Below are 17,893 nucleotides of genomic sequence, written 5' to 3' on the forward strand. Positions count from 1 at the left end.
CTGTGGCGTTCAAAACAGGCTCGGGATGCTCATGTACACCAGTACACTCCGCTTCCTCGCCTGTTTTCGCCTTGCAGGTCTCCAGCTCGCAAGGTCGTAAACAGCTTCTAGCCGCTAGCCGCAACGTAAAACGCCGCTCTATGAGCGGCGTTCTTGTATTTGCAGCCTCATTTTCGATTGCGTAGCCCGGGGCGAGCTCAACGATACCCGGGGAATATGCTGGGTATCGCGATGCTCAACCCAGGCTACGCCGACAGGCTCTATGCCATATGAGTGTGCAAAACATGCCGTGAGGCGCGATGCAAAAATGTGGGAGCGGCTTCAGCCGCGATCAGCCTTGAAATCGCCGATAGCATCGCGGCTAAAGCCGCTCCCACGAACCCGCGCCCAGCCTTCTAAAAGCGTACTACAGAGCTGATGGGAGATCGGGAAGGTGGGAGCGCGCCATGCGCGCGAAAAAAAAGCGGGCATGGGCCGCTCCCATAGGGGAAACCTGATATCGGCTTCTCGCCAGGGGGCGCAGGTTGCAACCGATATTGGCCAAGTCTGCGAAGCTAACATCCGTCCATACGAAAAAGCCCCATCATCCAGCGGATGACGGGGCTTCCTGTCGTGCCGGCTCAGCCGATCAAACGATGATGCCCTGGCTGCGCAGGTAGTCGTCGTAGGTGCCGCTGAAGTCGGTCACGCCGTTATCCGACAGCTCGATGATGCGCGTGGCCAAGGAGCCGACGAACTCGCGGTCGTGGCTGACGAAGATCAACGTGCCCGGGTAGTTCTCCAGCGCCAGGTTGAGCGCCTCGATGGATTCCATGTCCAGGTGGTTGGTCGGTTCGTCCATCACCAGCACGTTGGGTTTCTGCAGGATCAGCTTGCCGAACAGCATGCGGCCCTGCTCACCCCCGGAGATCACCTTGACCGACTTGAGGATCTCGTCGTTGGAGAACAGCATGCGCCCCAGGGTGCCGCGAATCACCTGCTCGCCGGTGGTCCATTGGCCCATCCAGTCGAACAGGGTCACATCGTCCTCGAAATCGTGGGCGTGATCCTGGGCGTAGTAACCGACCTCGGCGCTCTCGGTCCATTTCACTGCGCCGGCATCGGGCTTCAACTCGCCGACCAGGGTGCGCAGCAGGGTGGTCTTGCCGATCCCGTTGGGGCCGATGATCGCCACGCGTTCGCCGGCTTCGACGGTGAAACTGAAGTTCTTGAACAGCACCTTGTCGTCGAACGCCTTGCTGAGCTTCTCGATGGTCACGGCCTGGCGATGCAGCTTCTTGGTCTGCTCGAAGCGGATGAACGGGCTCACGCGGCTCGACGGCTTGACCTCGGCCAGCTGGATCTTGTCGATCTGCTTGGCACGGCTGGTGGCCTGCTTGGCTTTCGAGGCGTTGGCCGAGAAGCGGCTGACGAAGCTCTGCAGCTCGGAAATCTGCGCCTTCTTCTTGGCGTTGTCGGCCAGCAGCTGCTCGCGCGACTGGGTCGCGGCGGTCATGTACTCGTCGTAGTTGCCCGGGAACAGGCGCAGCTCGCCGTAATCCAGGTCAGCCATGTGGGTGCAGACCGAGTTCAGGAAGTGACGGTCGTGGGAAATGATGATCATGGTGCTGTTACGCGCCGTGAGGATGGTTTCCAGCCAGCGGATGGTGTTGATGTCCAGGTGGTTGGTCGGCTCGTCGAGCAGCATCACGTCCGGATCGGAGAACAGCGCCTGGGCCAACAGCACACGCAGTTTCCAGCCGGGCGCCACTTCGCTCATCGGGCCGAAGTGCTGCTCCAGGGGAATGCCCAGGCCGAGCAGCAGCTCGCCTGCGCGGGACTCGGCGGTGTAGCCGTCCATCTCGGCGAACTCACCTTCGAGCTCGCCAACCTTCATGCCGTCTTCTTCGCTCATTTCCGGCAGCGAGTAGATGCGGTCGCGCTCGGCCTTGACCTTCCACAGCTCCTCGTGGCCCATGATCACCGTGTCGATCACGTTGAATTCTTCGTAGGCGAACTGATCCTGGCGCAGCTTGCCCAGGCGCACGTTCGGCTCGAGCATCACCTGGCCGCCCGACGGCTCCAGATCGCCGCCGAGAATCTTCATGAAGGTCGACTTGCCGCAGCCGTTGGCGCCGATCAGGCCGTAGCGGTTGCCGTTGTTGAACTTGACGGAAACGTTCTCGAACAGCGGCTTGGCGCCAAACTGCATGGTGATGTTAGCGGTGGAGATCAAAGGTGTTACCTATCAATAAGTTATGAGCGCTTTTGCCAGGCCGACAGCGATTCGAGCTGATCCAGCTCGCCCCGGTGCAGAGTCGAGTTGGGCCATTTGCGCGGAGGTTGAGGGCAGCGTTCGTTCGGCGTGATCGAGCTGCCAGGCAATAAAGGCGGGATTACAAGCCTGATATTGCCGCTATTGTCGCATAGCTGTGCCGGCAGTTGTATGGCGTCCTGCGATGGTCGTGGCGGCAACGTCCCACTGCCTGTGCCATGCCAGCTCACGGCGTGCTGCGCCGGTAGGCAAAGCGCCGTTCGGCTGAAAGCTGCAAAGTTTCCTGAATCCCCGTAACAGCGCCTCTGTCACTAGTTACAGACGCGGTATTTCCCACCCATGTCGATGAGGTGACAGTAGTGAGATGCTTTATCTGTGGCGACGACGCCTGGTTGATTTCCAAAACCGGTACCTATGCAGCGTGCGATTGCCGCACCTGTGGCTTGTATCGAGTCGAGGGTGGCTGGTTCCAGGGCGCCGCTGCGCCGGTGCCTGCCGAGGATTTTCGCGCCTTTCTGCAATTACAGCGCGAAGAAAGCCCGGATGACACCCCGGTGATCAGCAGCGAATCGGCCAAATCGTTGCTCGCGCTGAGCCAGCTCAATACCTCGCAAGCGACCTGAACCTTGGGGTTCGCCTGCGCGTATGGGCCGGCGCGGCGTATGGCTTCGGCCAGGTTTCGATAACGGCGAGGGCATTTGGAACTTATGGCGCGCCAAGCATCTACAGTGCTGGGATTATTCGCTAACGGATGGAACATCGAAATGGCCAGTTCACCTCTGCTCACCACAGCCATCGTTTCGCTCGCCATGGCCATGGGACCGTGCCTGGTCGCGGCCGACCCGGGTAACGGCAAGGGGCACGGGCAGGCCAATGGCAAAGGTCAGGCCGAGCATTACCAGGGGCCAGGCAAACAAGCTGGTGGTGGGCCGAAGGCGGGGCGCCATGGCGGCCCGTCGATCGATCGCGGCGGAGTATTGAGCATCCTGCAGGGCAATCGATCCTACTGGTCGCCAGGCCCCAGCCTGCCGCCGGGCATTCAGAAGAATCTGGCGCGTGGCAAGCCGCTACCGCCGGGCATCGCCAAAAAGCTGGATGGCCGGCTGCTGGGGCAATTGCCGCGCTATGACGGCTACGAGTGGGTGCAGGCCGGTGTGGATCTGATTCTTGTTGCAGTGGCTACCGGGGTCATCTACGAAGTGCTGAATGGCGCGCTGGATTGACGCGTCGCCAGGCCAGGCAGCCGGTGACCTGCCAGGCCGCATCAAGCGCTTTTAGAGCGAACGATCCGCCCGGCCTTGACCTCGCCGGCATATTTGTTGAGCCGGTCTTCATCGTTGGTCAGCACGCCGACCATGCGCAGAATGGCCCACGCATCCGCCTCGTTTTCCGTGCCGCGCAGCCGTTCGGCTATTTTCAGCAAGTCGACGGAGACCCATCGAAGGTCTTCGGCCACGGCTTTCAGGTCTTGCTTGAGTATCTGGGTTTGGCGCTGGCCCATAGGTCCTGTTCTCATAGATTGGGAATCTGCACCGGTCAAGTGGAATAGCTCGCCGACCCGGTGCACTTTGCATCGACAAATTATCCTGCTTTTCGACCGCCATCGAAATCGACTTTTCGGCATGGCCCAAGGCGCTGCATTGGAGCAGCGGTGCTGCCATGAAGATTGACGCAGCCACGACGCTCGAGATGGCAAATGGCTATACTGCGATACGCAATGGCTTCGCGGATTGCGCTTTGCAGCCTGGCGAACTCGGCCCCTTCAAACTCTCGACTACGCAACCCCATGGTCACCACCGTCATCCTCGGCATGCTCTGCGTGTACCTGCTGTGTTTTTGCGTGATGTTCATGCTGATCAGCACGCGGCTCGCCGACAGGAAAATGGGCATGGAGGTCTTCGCGCTCGGCAATCTGCTGCTCGGCCTTGCCTATATCCTCCAACTGTTCGGCGGCGCGCCTGGCTGGAGCATGTTGAGCGTAATCAATCACAGCCTGACGCTCTGCGCGCCTGTCGCCTACCTGCTTGGTGCCCTGCGGTTCTTCGAACGACCCACAGCGGTGGTGCGCCCATTGCTTGCCCTGGCGGTTACCTACACGGTCGCCCAGGCGCTGGTGCAGCTGTGGCTCGGCGACGAGGCGCGTCATGCCTTGCTGGCCGGCACCTGTGCGCTGCTCTTTCTGCTCATGATGCTGGCGGCGCTGCACGGCAGCCGAACCTTCGCCAAGGATCTGCGAGTCGAGATGCTGGTGATGGCGGCGCTGATCGGCGGCATCTGCGCACTGAACGCCGCCAAGCTGGCGATGATCGTCAGCGGTGGCATGGCCGCGCTGGATATGAACGGCGGCTTTCAGAAGGTCTTCTACCTGTACATGTCGTTCCTGGCGACCGTACTGCCGCCCTGTGCGGTATGGCTGGTGCTGCGTCGCCTGACCGATGAACTGCGCAGCCTGGCGGCCCATGATCCGCTGACGCGCCTGCTCAACCGGCGCGGGCTGATGGACGCTCTGGAGGTACATTTTCGCTCACGTACTGCGCAGCCAGCCTTTCTGTTGATCGTCGACATCGACCACTTCAAGCGCATCAACGACACCCATGGCCACCAGGCCGGTGATCTGGTGCTGTGCCAGGTTGCCGACGTCATCAAGGCCAGCGCTCGCCAGGGCGATCTGATCTGCCGCCTGGGCGGGGAGGAGTTCGTGGTGGTCGCCCTTGGCTCGGACAGCACGGGTGTATTGCAACTGGCGCAGCGCATGCGCGCGGCAATCGACAACCATGAGGTATCTGATTCGAGCCGAGGCCAGGCCATTCGCTGCACGGCGACCATTGGTGTTTCAGGCCCGTTCAACGGCGTGCAGGTGTTCGATGAGTTTCTGCTGCAGGCGGATTCGGCGTTGTATCAGGGGAAAGCGGCGGGGCGTAATCGGGTTGAGTGGTCTTCTGTGCATCAGGTTTAGTCCAGTGCCATCCAGGTCTCAAATGGATATCGCGTCTGGCGCTGTCTCGTCATTCGACTTCTTGCCTTTGCAGCGCAGCTGACGAGTTGGTATGGCGGCGGCTGCGGCGAACCTGCCAGGCTTTCAAAGCCTCTGACACTGACACCTTCTCCTGCGGTGCGCTGTGTTACTTGCATGCGAACTACCGGCACCGCGTGCTCAGGTGTTTTGAACAGACAAAAGCAGGCCGGTACTCGCGTACCGGCTTGTTTGATCTTTTACTTTTTACTTATCGCGCAGGAAGTTCAGCAGGTCCTGGTTCAACTGGTCCTTGTTGGTATCCGCCAGGCCGTGGGGCGCGTCTTTGTAGACGATCAGCTTGGCACCTTTGATCAGCGCCGCCGAGGCTTTGCCCGAGGTTTCGATGGGGACAATCTGGTCGTCGTCGCCATGGATGACCAGGGTTGGCACGTCGAACTTGGCCAGATCCTGACGGAAGTCGGTTGCGGAAAAAGCGGCGATCGAGTCGTAGGTGTTTTTCGCACCGGCGCTCATGCCCTGTCTCCAGAAGGACTGGATCCGGCCCTGCGACGGTTTGGCACCGGGCCGGTTGTAACCGAAGAACGGACCGGAGGCGATATCCAGATACAGCTGCGAGCGGTCTTCTTTCGAGGCCTGGCGCAGGCCGTCGAATACCGAGAGTGGCAAGCCATTCGGGTTGCTGGCGGATTTCAGCATGATCGGTGGCACCGCGCTGATCAGGGCGGCCTTTTTCACCAGACCGGTTCCATGCCTGCCGATATAACGCGCCACTTCGCCGCCTCCGGTCGAAAAGCCGACCAGGGTCACCTCCTTGACCCGAAGCGCGGCAATCACGGCGGCCAGGTCGTCGGCGTAGTGGTCCATGTCGTTACCGTCCCAGGGCTGGCTGGAGCGACCGTGCCCGCGTCGGTCATGGGCGATCACCCGGTAGCCTTTCTCGGCGAGAAACTCCATTTGCGATTCCCAACTGTCGGAGTTCAGCGGCCAGCCGTGGCTGAACATGACGACCTGGCCATTTTTCGGACCCCAGTCCTTGTAATACAGTTCGACGCCGTCCTGGGTGGTGATGGTGCTGGCGGAGTGCGGAATCTCGGTCAGGGAATCGGCCGCCATGGCGATGACCGGCAAGGCGGCAGTGGCGAAGGCTGCCAGGGTATTACGAATGGATTTGTTCATGACCTGTACCTCTATCGTCTCGGAAAGGGATGGTTTGCTGTGTTGACGAGGGACAGTATCTAGGGTCTGATGATACGAAATATCACTAATCGTCCATTATTTTTAACGGATCGTATTTTTATGGTTGATCGTCTCGAGGGCTTGCTGGGACATTTCTCGGTCAGCGCGCGCACGTTCCAGGCAGGCCCGTTATGTGGCATCAACACCTTGGATGGCAGCCTGCCCTACGGCCAGCTGCACCTGTTGCGTCATGGCAAGGCCGAAGTCTGGCATGGCGCGACACGCGCGCACCGCCTCGACGGACCGACACTGCTGTTCTACCCCCGCCCCCTTGCGCACCGATTCGTGACCGATCAGGAGCAGGGGGCCGAGTTCGTCTGCGCGCACATTGCCTTCGAAGGGCACGCCGCGAACCCGCTTGGCAATGCGCTGCCCGGCTGCGTGTGCCTGCCGCTTGCCTCCTTGCCTGACTGCGTGCCGGTACTGACGCTGCTGTTCGCGGAAGCGCAGGCAAGCAATTGCGGGCGTCAAGCGATGCTGGACCGTCTGTTCGAGGTGATACTCATCCAGTTGCTGCGGCATTTGATGGAGCATGGCAGCACCCAGGCAGGGTTGCTGACTGGCCTCGCTCATCCCCAGCTGCGCCACGCGCTCGCGGCGATGCACCAGGCTCCCGCCAAGGCCTGGTCTGTCGAGTCCCTGGCCAGCGTGGCGGGCATGTCGCGCAGCGTCTTTGCCAACCAGTTTCGCGATGTGGTCGGTGAAACGCCGGCCGGTTATCTGCAGCGTTGGCGCATCGGGCTGGTGCAGAAATGGCTGAAGAATGGCCAGCCGCTCAGGCTGATTGCCGAGGAGGCCGGTTACAGCAGCGAGCCTGCCCTGTCGCGGGCGTTCAAATCCCAATGTGGCTTGTCGCCGAAGGCCTGGCTCGCTCAGGAACAGCAGCGTTCGCTTGAAGCGCGGCTGTAATTGCGCCCCCTCGTTCAGCCGCGCTGTGGCGCTATTGGCCTGGAAGAAGCCCGCAAATCCGGGCTTTCACGGGGGCAGGCAAGCGCTTTACCGCTTGTTCAAGCGCTGCGCCAACCGATCCCCGCCAAACTGGATAAGGCTGACCATCACCACCAGCACGACGATCACCGTCAGCATCACCTGGGTGTCGAAGCGCTGGTAGCCGTAGCGGTAGGCCAGATCGCCGAGGCCGCCTGCGCCGATGGCGCCGGCCATGGCGGAGGAGTTGATCATGGTGACCAGGGTGATGGTGAAGCCGCCAACGATGCCGGGCAGGGCTTCGGGGAGCAGTACGTGCCAGACGATATGCCGGCGGCGGCAGCCCATGGCCTGGGCGGCTTCGATCAGCCCGTGGTCGACTTCGCGCAGGCTGACTTCGGCGATGCGCGCGAAGAACGGCGTGGCGGCGATGGTCAGGGGCACCACGGCGGCCCAGACGCCGTAGGTGGTGCCGACCACCAGGCGGGTGAAGGGAATCAGCGCGACCATCAGGATCAGAAAGGGGATGGAGCGGAACAGGTTGACGATGGCGCCCAGCACCCGGTTAAGCCGTGGTGCCTGGAAGATGCCGCCCTTGCTGCTGGTGACCAGAAACACCGCCAGCGGAATGCCGGCCAGCAGGGCGAGCAGGGACGACACGCCGACCATCAGCAGGGTGTCGAGCAGGCCTTGCCACAGGCGTTCAAACAGCAGAGACATAACCCAGTACCTCCATATGGTCGGCCAGCGCGCGGGCGTTTTCGATGAGTGCGTCATGACCGAGGGCGCACGGGCCGACGGCCAGTATCAGGTGGCCCACGGCGTGGCCCTGGATCTGTTCCAGGCTGGCGTCGAGCAGCGTGGCGCGGCCGCCCAGGGCGGCGCCGATTGCTGGCAGGTCCGGTTCCAGACCCGTGCCGGCGAAGTGCAGGCGCAGCACCAGATCATCCGAGCTGCTGCCGCATTCTATTTGCAGGCGCTGTTGCAGACTTGCCGGCAGGGCGTGTTGCAGCGGCGCGAGCAGGGTGCGGGTGACCTCGTGGCGCGGCGCGCCGAATACCTGCCAGACCGGCCCTTGCTCGACCACCTCGCCACGCTCCAACACCACCACGCGGTCGCAGATCTCGCGGATCACCGCCATCTCGTGGGTGATCAGCACCACGGTCAGGCCCAGGCGCTGGTTGATCTCGCGCAGCAGGCCGAGAATGGCGTGGGTGGTTTCCGGGTCGAGGGCGCTGGTGGCTTCGTCGCAGAGCAGAATCTGCGGGTCGTGCACCAGGGCGCGGGCGATGCCCACGCGCTGTTTCTGGCCGCCGGAGAGCTGCGCCGGGTAGGCGCTGTGCTTGTCCTGCAGACCGACCAGTTCGAGCAGCTCGCGCACCTTGCGCTGGCGGGTTTCGCGCGGCACGCCGGCGACCTTGAGGGGCAGCTCGACGTTCTGCCACACGGTCTTGGCGGACATCAGGTTGAAGTGCTGGAAGATCATGCCGATGCGCCGGCGCAGGGCTACCAGGGCGTCATCGTCATAGCCGGCGATGTCGCTGCCGTCGATCAGCACGCGGCCACTGCTGGGCCGCTCCAGGCGATTGATGGTGCGCAGCAGCGAGGATTTGCCGGCGCCGCTGCGGCCGATGATGCCGAACACTTCGCAGCGGCTGATCGACAGGTCGATATCGACCAGCGCCTGTACCGGGCCCTCGGCGCCCTCATAGGCTTTGCCGAGCTTGTCGAAGTGCAGGTGAACGCTGGCCGCCAGGCTGGCCTGGGCCGCTTGCTGCAAGTGGGGATCGAAGCCGCTCATGTCAGATCTCCCAGCCGGCCTGGTAGAGGTTGCCGTGGGCCTTGTCGAGGGCGGCGCGCACGGCCGGCGAGTGCTGGTAGATGTCGATGAACTTGAGCAGGCGCGGGTCCTGCGCCTTCGCCGGCTGGGCCACGAAGTGGATGATGTACTCGGGATGGTCGACGCCGTCGAACAGCAGGGCCGAGGCCGGATCGAAGGTCTTGGCGAGGCGGATGTAGGCCGGGTAGCCCTGCACCAGGTCGACCTCGTCATAGGCGCGTACCAGCTGCACGGCTTCCAGCTCGATGACGCGGATGTTCTTCGGGTTGGCGGTGATGTCCTGCTGGGTCGCCTTGTAGCCGACGCCCGGCTTGAGCTCGATCAGCCCGGCCTTTTGCAGCAGCTGCAGGCCGCGCCCGCCGTTGACCGGGTCGTTGGCGATGGCCACCTTGGCGCCGTCCGGCAGGCTGGCGAAATCCTTGTGCTGCCTGGAGTAGAGGCCGACGTTGTTGACCACCCCGCGTGCCACGGGCACCAGGTCGTAGCCGCCCTCGGCCTTGGCGTTCTCCAGGAAGGGGATGTGCTGGAAATAGTTCACGTCGATGTCGCCATTGGCCAGGCTGACGTTGGGGGCGATCCAGTCGGTGAACTCGATCAGCTGCACGTCCAGGCCTTGCTTTTTGGCTTCGGCCACGGCCACTTCCAGCGGCGGGGCGAAGGCAGCGGTGGTGCCGAGCTTGAGGGCGGGCTCGGCCTGGGCCAGGGTGCTGGCGGCGAACAGCGCAGCGAAGGTCAGGGTTTTCAGCGATTTGAGCATGGTGGCGTCCTTGTTGAGTCAGAGCAGGTTCAGCGCGTTGGCGCTGAGGCTTCGCAGTTCGTGGGGGATGGCGTTGGCCTGTTGCAGGCGGGCAGGGTCGCGCCAGGTGGCGGCCGGGTGATCCGCCGGCAGCCGGGGGCCGTTACCAAACAGCTTGTGGCGCAGGGCACCGCCTGCGTAGGCGGTCTTGTAGCGGCCGCGCTGTTGCAGCTCGGGGATCACCAGGTCGATGAAGTCGGCGTAACTTTGCGGGGTGACGATGCGCGTAAGGTTGAAACCGTCCAGGCCGGTGGCGTCGATCCACTCGATCAGCTGTTCGGCCACCTGGCCGGACGAGCCGATCAATACCGGGTAGCGGCCGCCCAGGGCGTGCTGTTCCAGCAGCCGGCGCTTGGTCCAGCCGGTGAAGGTTTTCACCACCGATTCGATGGCGTTGGTCTTGCGCGCCGGAAGCGGCTCGTCGAGGCCGAAGGCGGCCAGGTCTATCCCGGTGGAGCTGGAAAAGTGCGCGATGCCGGCTTCCGGGCTGGCGTAGCGCAGGTACTCGGCGTGCTTGTCACGGGCATCGGCCTCGGTGGGCGCGACGATCACGGCGATACCCATGAATACCTTGATCGCATCGCCCTTGCGCCCAGCCGCCACGGCGCTGGCGCGCACCTGCTCGACCTGGGCGCGTACCGCCTCGATGCCATTGCCGCCGATAAACACGCACTCGGCGTGCTGCCCGGCAAAGCGTGAACCGCGCGCCGACGAGCCGGCCTGGAAGAGCAGCGGGGTGCGCTGTGGCGAGGGCTGGCTGAGGTGGTAACCCTCGACCTGATAGAACTCGCCGTGGTGGCGCACCTTGTGCACCTTGCCGGGCTGGGCGTAGACGCGCCGTTCGCGGTCGGCGAGTACGGCATCGTCCTGCCAGCTGCCTTCGAGCAGCTTGTAGAGCACTTCCAGGTATTCGTCGGCCTGGTCGTAACGGCGGTCGTGCTCGACCTGCTGGCTCAGGCCCATGGCCTTGGCGGCGCTTTCCAGGTAACCGGTGACGATATTCCAGCCGATGCGGCCACCAGTCAGGTGATCGAGGGTGGAGAGCCTGCGGGCGAAGGTGTAGGGCGCCTCGTAGCTGAGATTGGCGGTGACCCCGAAACCCAGGTGACGGGTGACGCTGGCCATGGCCGACACCAGCAGCAGCGGGTCGTTAACCGGCAACTGGATGGCTTCCAGCAGGGGCAGGTCGATGCCGCTGCCGTACACGTCATAAACGCCGAGGATGTCGGCGATGAACAGCCCGTCGAACAGCCCACGCTCCAGTAGCTGGGCCAGGTCGGTCCAGTAGCTCAGCCCGTTGAAGTTCACCGACTGATCATGGGGGTGCGTCCACAGGCCATGGTGAATATGCCCAACGCAGTTCATGTTGAAGGCGTTGAGGAGGATCTGTTTGCTCATCAGATCGTCCCCCGGCGCGGTGGCAGGCGGTCGTTGAGGTAGAAGTCGCCAATGGCGTGGTACTTCCAGCGCACCGGGTCGTGCAGGGTGTGGGTGCGGGCGTTGCGCCAGTGACGGTCGAGGCCGTGTTCGGCCAGGGTGGCGCGGCTGCCGGCCAGCTCCAGCAGCTTGCTGCCCAGCAGCAGCGAGGTTTCCGTGCTGATCGCCCGGGCTTCGGCGACCGCAATCGAGGCTGCCGCCATGCTGTCGGCATCCGGGGCGGACTGGGCGCGGTCGACGAATTCGCCGGCGCGCTCCAGCAGCGCCTCGCTGGCCGCCAGGCGCACGCGCAGCTTGCCGATTTCCTGCTGGGTCAGCGGATCATCACTGGCCTTGTCGACGCCGGCGTCGATCCATGGGCGCGACTTGTGCCGCACGAAATGCAGCAGGTCTTCATAAGCGCCACGGGCGATGCCGGTGTCGATGGCCGCGTGCAGCAGTTGGGCGAACGGGCCGACCGTGGTCGGGCGCTCGAAGGCGCTCTGGAACGGCACCACGTCATCGGCCGCCACCGCCACGCCTTCGAACACCACGCTGCCACTGCCGGTGGTGCGCTGGCCAAAGCCGCTCCAGTCGTCGATCACCTGCACGCCGCTGGCCTGGCGCGGCACGAAGGCGAGGAAGCCGACGCCGTCTTCATCGATCGCCAGGGTGGGGATGCGCTGGGCGAAGAGGGCGCCGGTGCAGTAGAACTTGCGCCCGTCGATGCGGTAGCCGTCGGCGCTGCGGGTCAGCCGCGTGTTACGATCCAGCGCGGTCCTGGTGCCCAGTTCGGCCAGGGCATTGCCAAAGCGCTGGCCGGCCAGCACCTCGGCATACAAACGGCGTTGTTGTGCCTCGTTGCCGTTCACCCGCAGCACTTCCAGAGCGTAGAAATGGTTCTGGGGGATTTGCCCCAGCGAGCCGTCGGCCTGGGCGATGCGGGCGATGACGTTGGCCAGGGTGACGGCGGAAACCCCTACGCCGCCAAAAGCCTTGGGCACGCTGATACCGCCGAGGCCGGACTGGCTGAACTGCTCCAGCTCGCCATAGGGCAACTGGCGATTGGCATCGCGTTCGGCTGCACCGGTTGCGAAGTGCTCTGCCAGGCGCGCGGCAGTAGCCAGCGCCTCGGCGTCGTCGCGGATGGTTACCGCTGCGGTTTTGAGAAGTGCGTTCATGGGTCAGATCCAGGAATGGCGGTTGGGGCGAGTGCCGTTGAGGTGCCAGGCGCCGATGGCGTGATACTTCCAACGCACCGGGTCGTGCAGGGTGTGGGTGCGGGCGTTGCGCCAATGGCGGTCGAGGCCGAACTCGGCCAGGGTGGCGCGGCTGCCGGCCAGCTCCAGCAGCTTTTCGCTGGCCTGCAGGCTGATTTCGGTGGTGAGCGCCTTGGCTTCGGCCACGGCGATCGAGGCCCGCGCGGCGCCGTCCGCATCGATGGGGGCAGCGGCCACGTCGTCGAGCACGCGGGCGGCCCCATGCAACAGTGCCTCGGCGGCGTGCAGCTCGATCTGCAGGCGGCCGATATCGGCGATCACGTAAGGGTCATCACCGGCGCGCTCGACCTTGGCGTCGATCCATGGCCGGGATTTCTCACGCACGAAGGCGATGGCGTCACGCACCGCGCCGTCGGCGATGCCCAGGTCGATGGCCGCCTGGATCAATTGGGAAAACGCGCCCTGGATGCTTGGCTTGCCGGCCAATGGCCACAGCGGCACGAGGTTGTTCTCATCGACCTCCACCTCATTGAGCAGCACGGTGCCGCTGGCGGTGGTGCGCTGGCCGAAGCCGGACCAGTCATTGACGATGCGCAATCCGGCGCGGCCGCGCTGGATAAAGGCCAGCCACGGGCGGCCCTGGTCGTCCAGCGCCTTGGCGGTCACCCAGTGGGCGAACAGGGCGCCGGTGGAGTAGAACTTCTCGCCACTGAGCAGCCAGCGGCCGTCGCGCTGGGTCAGGCGTGCACGCAGCTCCAGGGTGTGCTTGCTGCCGCGCTCGGGGCCGCCGTTGCCGATGCGCCAGCCGGCGAGCACGCTGGCGAACAGGCGCTGCTGTTGCTCCGGGCTGGCGGCGGCGTGCAGCAGGCCGATCAGGCCGAAGTGGTTTTGCGGAATCTGCCCCAGCGCCGGGTCGACGGCGCTGATGATGCGAAACACTTCGGCGATGGTCGGGTACGACAGCTGCTGGCCGCCAAAGGCGCGCGGCACGGCGATACTGCCCAGGCCGCTGGCGGTGAAACGCTCCACCAGCTCCCAAGGCAGGCGCCGTTCGCGGTCGCGCTGGATGACATCGGCCTGGGCGGCCTGGGCCAGGGCACGGGCGGCCTCCAGTGCGTCGGCATCGCTGGTCAGAATGGCAGCGGGGTGTAGGGGCGGTGCGACGTCCTGGTCGGAGACGCTGTCCTCAAGGGTAATCGGACGGGTCATGTGAACCTCATCGTGTGGCTGATTGCGCAGCGGCACCGGTAAGGCGCGCGCAGCGGCGGGAATCGAGGCGCCGGTGGTCCGGTGGCGGGGATTGATTCGGTGATTGGTGGGCTGCTGCCGCTATCGGCTCAGCTGTACAGCGAGGGCGGCGGGCCCTGGCCGCTGAGCAGCCAGTGACCGAGGTCGCGCACCTTGTAGTCGATGGGGTCGTGCAGGCTGTGCACCCGCACGTTGCGCCAGAAGCGATCGAAGCCGTAGCGCGAGCTGGTGGCGCGGGCGCCCATGTTCTCGAAGATCAGACTGGTGATATCCAGCGCAGCACGCACTGCCACCACCTTGGCCTCACTGATGGCCAGGGCGACCTCGGCGCGTTCGGCGGCGGTGAGTGCGGATTTTTCCCAGGCGCTCTGCAGGCGCTGCGCGGCGTGCTCGGCCAGGGGCAGAGCGGCGCGATAACGCAGCCACAGCTCGCCGTAGCGTTGCTGGATGAACGGGTCGTCACCTGCCTGGGCCACGCCGGAGGCCGGCCAGGGGCGGCTCTGTTCGCGGGTGTAGCGCAGTGCGGCGTCCAGCGCGCCCTGGGCGTTGCCCAGGTAGAGCTGGGTAAGGATCAGCTGCGACAGGCACGCGCGCAGGGTGGTGCGCGGGCTGGGGCCGACCGGGCCGAGCAGCTCGCTGCCGTCGACGAACACCTGCTCGAACTGCACGGTGCCGCTGTCGGTCTGGCGCTGGCCGAAGCCGTCCCAGTCCTGATTCACCGCCAGGCCTTCGCGCCCGCTGGGCAGCACGATGAACACGCGATCTTCGGAGTTCTTGCCGCGTGGTGCACTGATCACCAGGGCATCGGCGCCCAGGGCGCCGGAGCAGAACGATTTGCTGCCGTTGAGCTCGAAGTGCTCCTCGCGCCGGGTAAGGTGCAGCCCGACGTCACGGCCATTGGTGGCATTGCCCCAGAACCAGCGCTCCTGCACCGTGGTGGTCAGCCAGTGGCGCTGCTGCTCGGGGCTGGCGAACAGCAGGATGGTCGCCACCTGCAGGTGCTGGAAGGCAAACAGGTGGGCGAGCGAGCTGTCCGCCGCGGCCAGGTGGCGCACGATGCGGTAGATCTCCGGCCAGGCTGCGCCTTGGCCACCAAATTGCTGCGGCACGGCGAGAGTCAGCAGGCCGCTGCCGCGCAGCAATTCGCGCTCGGCCAGTGCGCTGCCGCCGGCCTTGTCGCGCTCCACGGCGCTGGCTGCCAACTGGCGGGCCAGGCGCTCGACCGTGGCGCTGCGGCTGCCGAAATCGGCCGGGAACAGATGCGCGGCGAACAGCGGTTGTTCCGGGCGGGCCAAATGAAGGCGTGCTTCGCTGCTCATTTCGCGGGGCTCCAGAGAGTGACCTTGCTGGCATCGACGGCCTTGGGCAGCAGGCCCGCGGCAAAGAAGGCATCGGCGATTTTCTGTTGTTCGGCCAGGCTGCCCGGATCGACCAGGCGAACTTGGTAGCTGCGTTTGGCATTGGCTTGCTCGACCACCACGGGGTCGAGATTGCCCCACAGCGGGCCGAGGATTTCAGCCGCCTGGCGCGGGTTGGCGCGCAGCCAGTCACCGGCTTTCACCAGTTCGCTGAACACGCTCTGCAACACCTGCGGACGAGCCTTGGCGAAGGCGGCGCTGCTCAGGTAATAGCGCTGGTAGTCGGCCAGGCCTCCGCCGTCGGCGAGGATACGGGTGGACAGTTGCTGCTGGGCGCCACTGAGGAATGGCTCCCAGGTCACCCAGGCGTCGACCTTGCGGTTCTCGAAGGCGGCGCGGCCGTCGGCGGGCGTCAGGTAGGCCGGTTCGATGTCGCCGAATTTCAGCCCCGCCTTGGCCAGTGCGGCAATCAGCAGGTAGTGAACGCCGGCAGCCTTGGTGACGGCGACCTTCTTGCCTTTTAGGTCGGCCAGGGTTTTGATCGGCGAATCCTCGCGCACGACGATGGCCTGGGCGTGGGGCGAGGGCGCTTCCTGGGCGAAATAGGCGAGGTCGGCACCAGCGGCCCGGGCGAACACCGGTACGGTATCGGCGACGTCGGCCGAGAGGTCGATATTGCCGACACTGAGCGATTCCAGCAGCGGCTGGCCGCTGGGGAATTCGTGCCAGCTGATGCTGACGCCCTGGTCCGCCAGCGCCTTTTCCAGGGTGCCCTGGCGCTTCAGCAGGCTGATCAGGGTCGAGGATTTCTGGTAGCCGATGCGCAGCTGTTCAGCGGCTTGAGACAGCGGCGCGGTGGCGAGGCCGAAGCTCAGAAGCAAAGCAAGCAAAGGGCGGTGCAGGGAGTGGAGCAATGACATGGCAGGGCCTCGGCAAAAACGCGTGGCGGCCATGCAGGGACGATCACACGTACTTCATGAATGAGCTGGTGAAGTCCGGTGATCCGGTGGAGAGAAGCTAATCGATATAAAAAACGGTTGGTAAATAATTTTTTGTACTTAGCTTAGGTCGACAATCCTCGGTTGAGGTATATGCAAAATAGTTACTACAAAGTGAAAAATAATTCTTTTTAGGGATTAGCGTTGCTCTCGTAGATTAGCCAACAGCCGACAGCGGACCACCGCATCGGGCCCGAATCAGGGGCTCTCTGCCAACGTCTTCATGTCGGCGACCGTCGAGCCCCTGAGCCGTGCCCGTTCTAACAGCACCCCCGCACTGGAGCATCGAGCATGAACAAGTCCACCCTGGCGCTGGCTGTCACCCTGGCCACTCTGGCCACCGAAGCGAGCGCCGCCGGTTTCATCGAAGACAGCAAGGCCAGCGTCGGCCTGCGCAATTTCTATTACGACCTGAACACCAAGAACACCGCCAACAACAATGGCAAGGCGCAGGAGTGGGGGCAGGGGTTCATCTTCAACTACGCCTCCGGTTTCACCCAGGGCACCGTCGGCTTCGGCGTCGAGGCCATCGGCCTGCTTGGCGTGAAGCTCGACTCCGGCGGCCGGGCTGGCAAGGCCGGCCGTGATCGCACCCCAGGCCAGCTGTTCCCGCTCGACAGCGACGGCAGCGCGGTGGACGACTATAGCAAGGCCGGGGTGACCGCCAAACTGCGTCTGTCCAGGACCGAAGCGCGCATCGGCACCCTGCAGCCCAAGCTGCCGGTGGTGATATTCAACGATGGCCGCCTGCTGCCGCAGACCTTCGAAGGCGGGCAGATCACTTCCAATGAAATCGACGGCCTGACGCTGACCGCCGGCCAGCTGGAAAGCACCAAGACCCGCAGTTCCACCGACGACATCGCCCTGCGCATCGCCGGTGCCTCGGGCGAGGCCGACACCAACACCTTCTACTTCGCTGGCGGCGACTGGAAGGCCACCCCGGACCTGACGCTGCAGTACTACTACGGCAACCTGGAAGACTTCTACAAACAGCACTTCCTTGGCCTGGTCCATAACTGGGCGATCGGGCCGGGGTCGCTGAAGAGCGACCTGCGCTACTTCGACAGCAATTCCGATGGCAAGAACGGCAGCGCGGCGGGCCGTGCCCAGGGCTACACCAGCAACGGCTACTACGGTAATGGCGTGACCACCGGCGAGGTCGACAACCAGACCTGGAGCGCCTTGTTCACCTACACCCTGGGTGGCCACTCCGCCGGCCTGGGCTACCAGCAGGTCGAAGGCGACAGCGCCTTCCCGTTCCTCAACCAGTGGGGCGGCTCGTCGTCCTACCTGATCACCGACCGGCAGATCGGCAAGTTCGCCAGTGCCGGCGAGCGCACCTGGGTGGCCGAATACGCCTACGATTTCGCCAAGCTCGGCGTGCCGGGCCTGAAGGCCAGCCTCGCCTACCTCAAGGGTGACAACGTCGACTCCTCCAGCAGTGACCTCAAGGAGTGGGAGCGTGACCTGCGCCTGGATTACACCCTGCTCGACGGCCCGCTCAAGGGCCTGGGCGTGTCCTGGCGCAATGCCACCCAGCGCGGCAACGTCGCCACCGATGCCGACGAGAATCGCCTGATCCTGAGCTACACCCTGACGCTGCTGTAAGGCCCGTTATCGCCA

Annotated in this window: 16 protein-coding genes and 1 pseudogene; 5 read left to right on the top strand and 12 right to left on the bottom strand. The window is 64.3% G+C overall.

Going from position 1 to position 17,893, the window contains the following annotated elements; all coding sequences use genetic code 11:
• Positions 1-628 precede the first annotated feature (628 nt).
• Positions 629-2,215, bottom strand: coding sequence for an ABC-F family ATPase (locus tag SA190iCDA_RS13360; RefSeq protein ID WP_070887723.1), 1,587 nt, complete (start codon positions 2,213-2,215; stop codon positions 629-631).
• A 398-nt stretch (positions 2,216-2,613) separates the two neighbouring features.
• Here SA190iCDA_RS13360 and SA190iCDA_RS13365 point away from each other — a divergent pair, with 398 nt between their 5' ends.
• Both SA190iCDA_RS13365 and SA190iCDA_RS13370 read left to right on the top strand, forming a co-directional pair.
• On the top strand, positions 2,614-2,877 hold the full coding sequence (locus SA190iCDA_RS13365; protein ID WP_139159557.1) for a hypothetical protein: 264 nt from the start codon (positions 2,614-2,616) through the stop codon (positions 2,875-2,877).
• Between the two features lie 141 nt (positions 2,878-3,018).
• On the top strand, positions 3,019-3,477 hold the full coding sequence (locus tag SA190iCDA_RS13370; RefSeq protein ID WP_070887721.1) for an anti-virulence regulator CigR family protein: 459 nt from the start codon (positions 3,019-3,021) through the stop codon (positions 3,475-3,477).
• Positions 3,478-3,518: 41 nt separating this feature from the next.
• Here SA190iCDA_RS13370 and SA190iCDA_RS13375 read toward each other — a convergent pair whose 3' ends face one another.
• Both SA190iCDA_RS13375 and SA190iCDA_RS13380 read right to left on the bottom strand, forming a co-directional pair.
• Positions 3,519-3,755 (bottom strand): hypothetical protein, encoded by a 237-nt coding sequence (locus SA190iCDA_RS13375; protein WP_070887720.1) that lies wholly within the window; start codon positions 3,753-3,755, stop codon positions 3,519-3,521.
• Between the two features lie 80 nt (positions 3,756-3,835).
• Positions 3,836-4,144: a hypothetical protein gene (locus SA190iCDA_RS13380; RefSeq protein WP_170833986.1), complete on the bottom strand. Its 309-nt coding sequence runs from the start codon at positions 4,142-4,144 to the stop codon at positions 3,836-3,838.
• On the opposite strand from SA190iCDA_RS13380, the gene SA190iCDA_RS13385 reads away from it, so the two are divergent.
• Entirely contained in the window at positions 4,143-5,210 is a 1,068-nt protein-coding gene (locus SA190iCDA_RS13385; protein WP_236100855.1) for a GGDEF domain-containing protein, read from the top strand. The genes SA190iCDA_RS13380 and SA190iCDA_RS13385 overlap by 2 nt on opposite strands.
• Before the next feature lie 264 nt (positions 5,211-5,474).
• On the opposite strand, the gene SA190iCDA_RS13390 is transcribed toward SA190iCDA_RS13385, so the two are convergent.
• Entirely contained in the window at positions 5,475-6,407 is a 933-nt protein-coding gene (locus SA190iCDA_RS13390; protein WP_070887718.1) for an alpha/beta fold hydrolase, read from the bottom strand.
• 120 nt (positions 6,408-6,527) lie between these two features.
• Here SA190iCDA_RS13390 and SA190iCDA_RS13395 point away from each other — a divergent pair, with 120 nt between their 5' ends.
• Complete coding sequence (locus SA190iCDA_RS13395) at positions 6,528-7,376, top strand: AraC family transcriptional regulator (protein ID WP_070887717.1); 849 nt, start codon at positions 6,528-6,530, stop codon at positions 7,374-7,376.
• A gap of 87 nt (positions 7,377-7,463) precedes the next feature.
• On the opposite strand, the gene SA190iCDA_RS13400 is transcribed toward SA190iCDA_RS13395, so the two are convergent.
• The 8 genes and pseudogenes from SA190iCDA_RS13400 to SA190iCDA_RS13435 all read right to left on the bottom strand — a co-directional run bounded on the left by SA190iCDA_RS13400 (position 7,464) and on the right by SA190iCDA_RS13435 (position 16,192).
• The gene (locus SA190iCDA_RS13400) at positions 7,464-8,114 is read right to left on the bottom strand and encodes a methionine ABC transporter permease (RefSeq protein WP_170833989.1); all 651 of its coding nucleotides are present in this window, start codon (positions 8,112-8,114) and stop codon (positions 7,464-7,466) included.
• A pseudogene (locus tag SA190iCDA_RS13405) lies at positions 8,098-9,132 on the bottom strand (methionine ABC transporter ATP-binding protein); the annotation flags it as partial. The gene SA190iCDA_RS13400 and the pseudogene SA190iCDA_RS13405, both read right to left, overlap by 17 nt.
• A 64-nt stretch (positions 9,133-9,196) precedes the next feature.
• Positions 9,197-9,991: a MetQ/NlpA family ABC transporter substrate-binding protein gene (locus SA190iCDA_RS13410; RefSeq protein WP_070887715.1), complete on the bottom strand. Its 795-nt coding sequence runs from the start codon at positions 9,989-9,991 to the stop codon at positions 9,197-9,199.
• An 18-nt stretch (positions 9,992-10,009) separates the two neighbouring features.
• Positions 10,010-11,428, bottom strand: coding sequence for an LLM class flavin-dependent oxidoreductase (locus SA190iCDA_RS13415; RefSeq protein ID WP_070887714.1), 1,419 nt, complete (start codon positions 11,426-11,428; stop codon positions 10,010-10,012).
• Positions 11,428-12,627, bottom strand: coding sequence for an SfnB family sulfur acquisition oxidoreductase (locus tag SA190iCDA_RS13420; protein ID WP_070887713.1), 1,200 nt, complete (start codon positions 12,625-12,627; stop codon positions 11,428-11,430). The genes SA190iCDA_RS13415 and SA190iCDA_RS13420 overlap by 1 nt, the downstream gene beginning before the upstream one ends.
• A 3-nt stretch (positions 12,628-12,630) precedes the next feature.
• Entirely contained in the window at positions 12,631-13,875 is a 1,245-nt protein-coding gene (locus SA190iCDA_RS13425) for an SfnB family sulfur acquisition oxidoreductase (protein ID WP_070887712.1), read from the bottom strand.
• A gap of 128 nt (positions 13,876-14,003) precedes the next feature.
• Positions 14,004-15,233 (bottom strand): acyl-CoA dehydrogenase family protein, encoded by a 1,230-nt coding sequence (locus SA190iCDA_RS13430; RefSeq protein WP_070887711.1) that lies wholly within the window; start codon positions 15,231-15,233, stop codon positions 14,004-14,006.
• Positions 15,230-16,192, bottom strand: coding sequence for an aliphatic sulfonate ABC transporter substrate-binding protein (locus tag SA190iCDA_RS13435; RefSeq protein WP_070887710.1), 963 nt, complete (start codon positions 16,190-16,192; stop codon positions 15,230-15,232). Before SA190iCDA_RS13435 ends, SA190iCDA_RS13430 begins: the two co-directional genes overlap by 4 nt.
• Before the next feature lie 369 nt (positions 16,193-16,561).
• Here SA190iCDA_RS13435 and SA190iCDA_RS13440 point away from each other — a divergent pair, with 369 nt between their 5' ends.
• Positions 16,562-17,878, top strand: coding sequence for an OprD family porin (locus SA190iCDA_RS13440; protein ID WP_070887709.1), 1,317 nt, complete (start codon positions 16,562-16,564; stop codon positions 17,876-17,878).
• The last annotated feature ends 15 nt before the right edge of the window (positions 17,879-17,893 follow it).

Source organism: Pseudomonas argentinensis, assembly GCF_001839655.2.
Lineage (GTDB): Bacteria > Pseudomonadota > Gammaproteobacteria > Pseudomonadales > Pseudomonadaceae > Aquipseudomonas > Aquipseudomonas argentinensis_B.

Coding starts and splice junctions, on each gene's coding strand:
- SA190iCDA_RS13370 (WP_070887721.1), top strand. CDS start 3,019: ATGGCCAGTTCACCTCTGCTCACCACAGCCATCGTTTCGCTCGCCATG.
- SA190iCDA_RS13375 (WP_070887720.1), bottom strand. CDS start 3,755: ATGGGCCAGCGCCAAACCCAGATACTCAAGCAAGACCTGAAAGCCGTG.
- SA190iCDA_RS13385 (WP_236100855.1), top strand. CDS start 4,143: ATGGAGGTCTTCGCGCTCGGCAATCTGCTGCTCGGCCTTGCCTATATC.
- SA190iCDA_RS13380 (WP_170833986.1), bottom strand. CDS start 4,144: ATGCCCATTTTCCTGTCGGCGAGCCGCGTGCTGATCAGCATGAACATC.
- SA190iCDA_RS13390 (WP_070887718.1), bottom strand. CDS start 6,407: ATGAACAAATCCATTCGTAATACCCTGGCAGCCTTCGCCACTGCCGCC.
- SA190iCDA_RS13395 (WP_070887717.1), top strand. CDS start 6,528: ATGGTTGATCGTCTCGAGGGCTTGCTGGGACATTTCTCGGTCAGCGCG.
- SA190iCDA_RS13400 (WP_170833989.1), bottom strand. CDS start 8,114: ATGTCTCTGCTGTTTGAACGCCTGTGGCAAGGCCTGCTCGACACCCTG.
- SA190iCDA_RS13410 (WP_070887715.1), bottom strand. CDS start 9,991: ATGCTCAAATCGCTGAAAACCCTGACCTTCGCTGCGCTGTTCGCCGCC.
- SA190iCDA_RS13415 (WP_070887714.1), bottom strand. CDS start 11,428: ATGAGCAAACAGATCCTCCTCAACGCCTTCAACATGAACTGCGTTGGG.
- SA190iCDA_RS13420 (WP_070887713.1), bottom strand. CDS start 12,627: ATGAACGCACTTCTCAAAACCGCAGCGGTAACCATCCGCGACGACGCC.
- SA190iCDA_RS13425 (WP_070887712.1), bottom strand. CDS start 13,875: ATGACCCGTCCGATTACCCTTGAGGACAGCGTCTCCGACCAGGACGTC.
- SA190iCDA_RS13430 (WP_070887711.1), bottom strand. CDS start 15,233: ATGAGCAGCGAAGCACGCCTTCATTTGGCCCGCCCGGAACAACCGCTG.
- SA190iCDA_RS13435 (WP_070887710.1), bottom strand. CDS start 16,192: ATGTCATTGCTCCACTCCCTGCACCGCCCTTTGCTTGCTTTGCTTCTG.
- SA190iCDA_RS13440 (WP_070887709.1), top strand. CDS start 16,562: ATGAACAAGTCCACCCTGGCGCTGGCTGTCACCCTGGCCACTCTGGCC.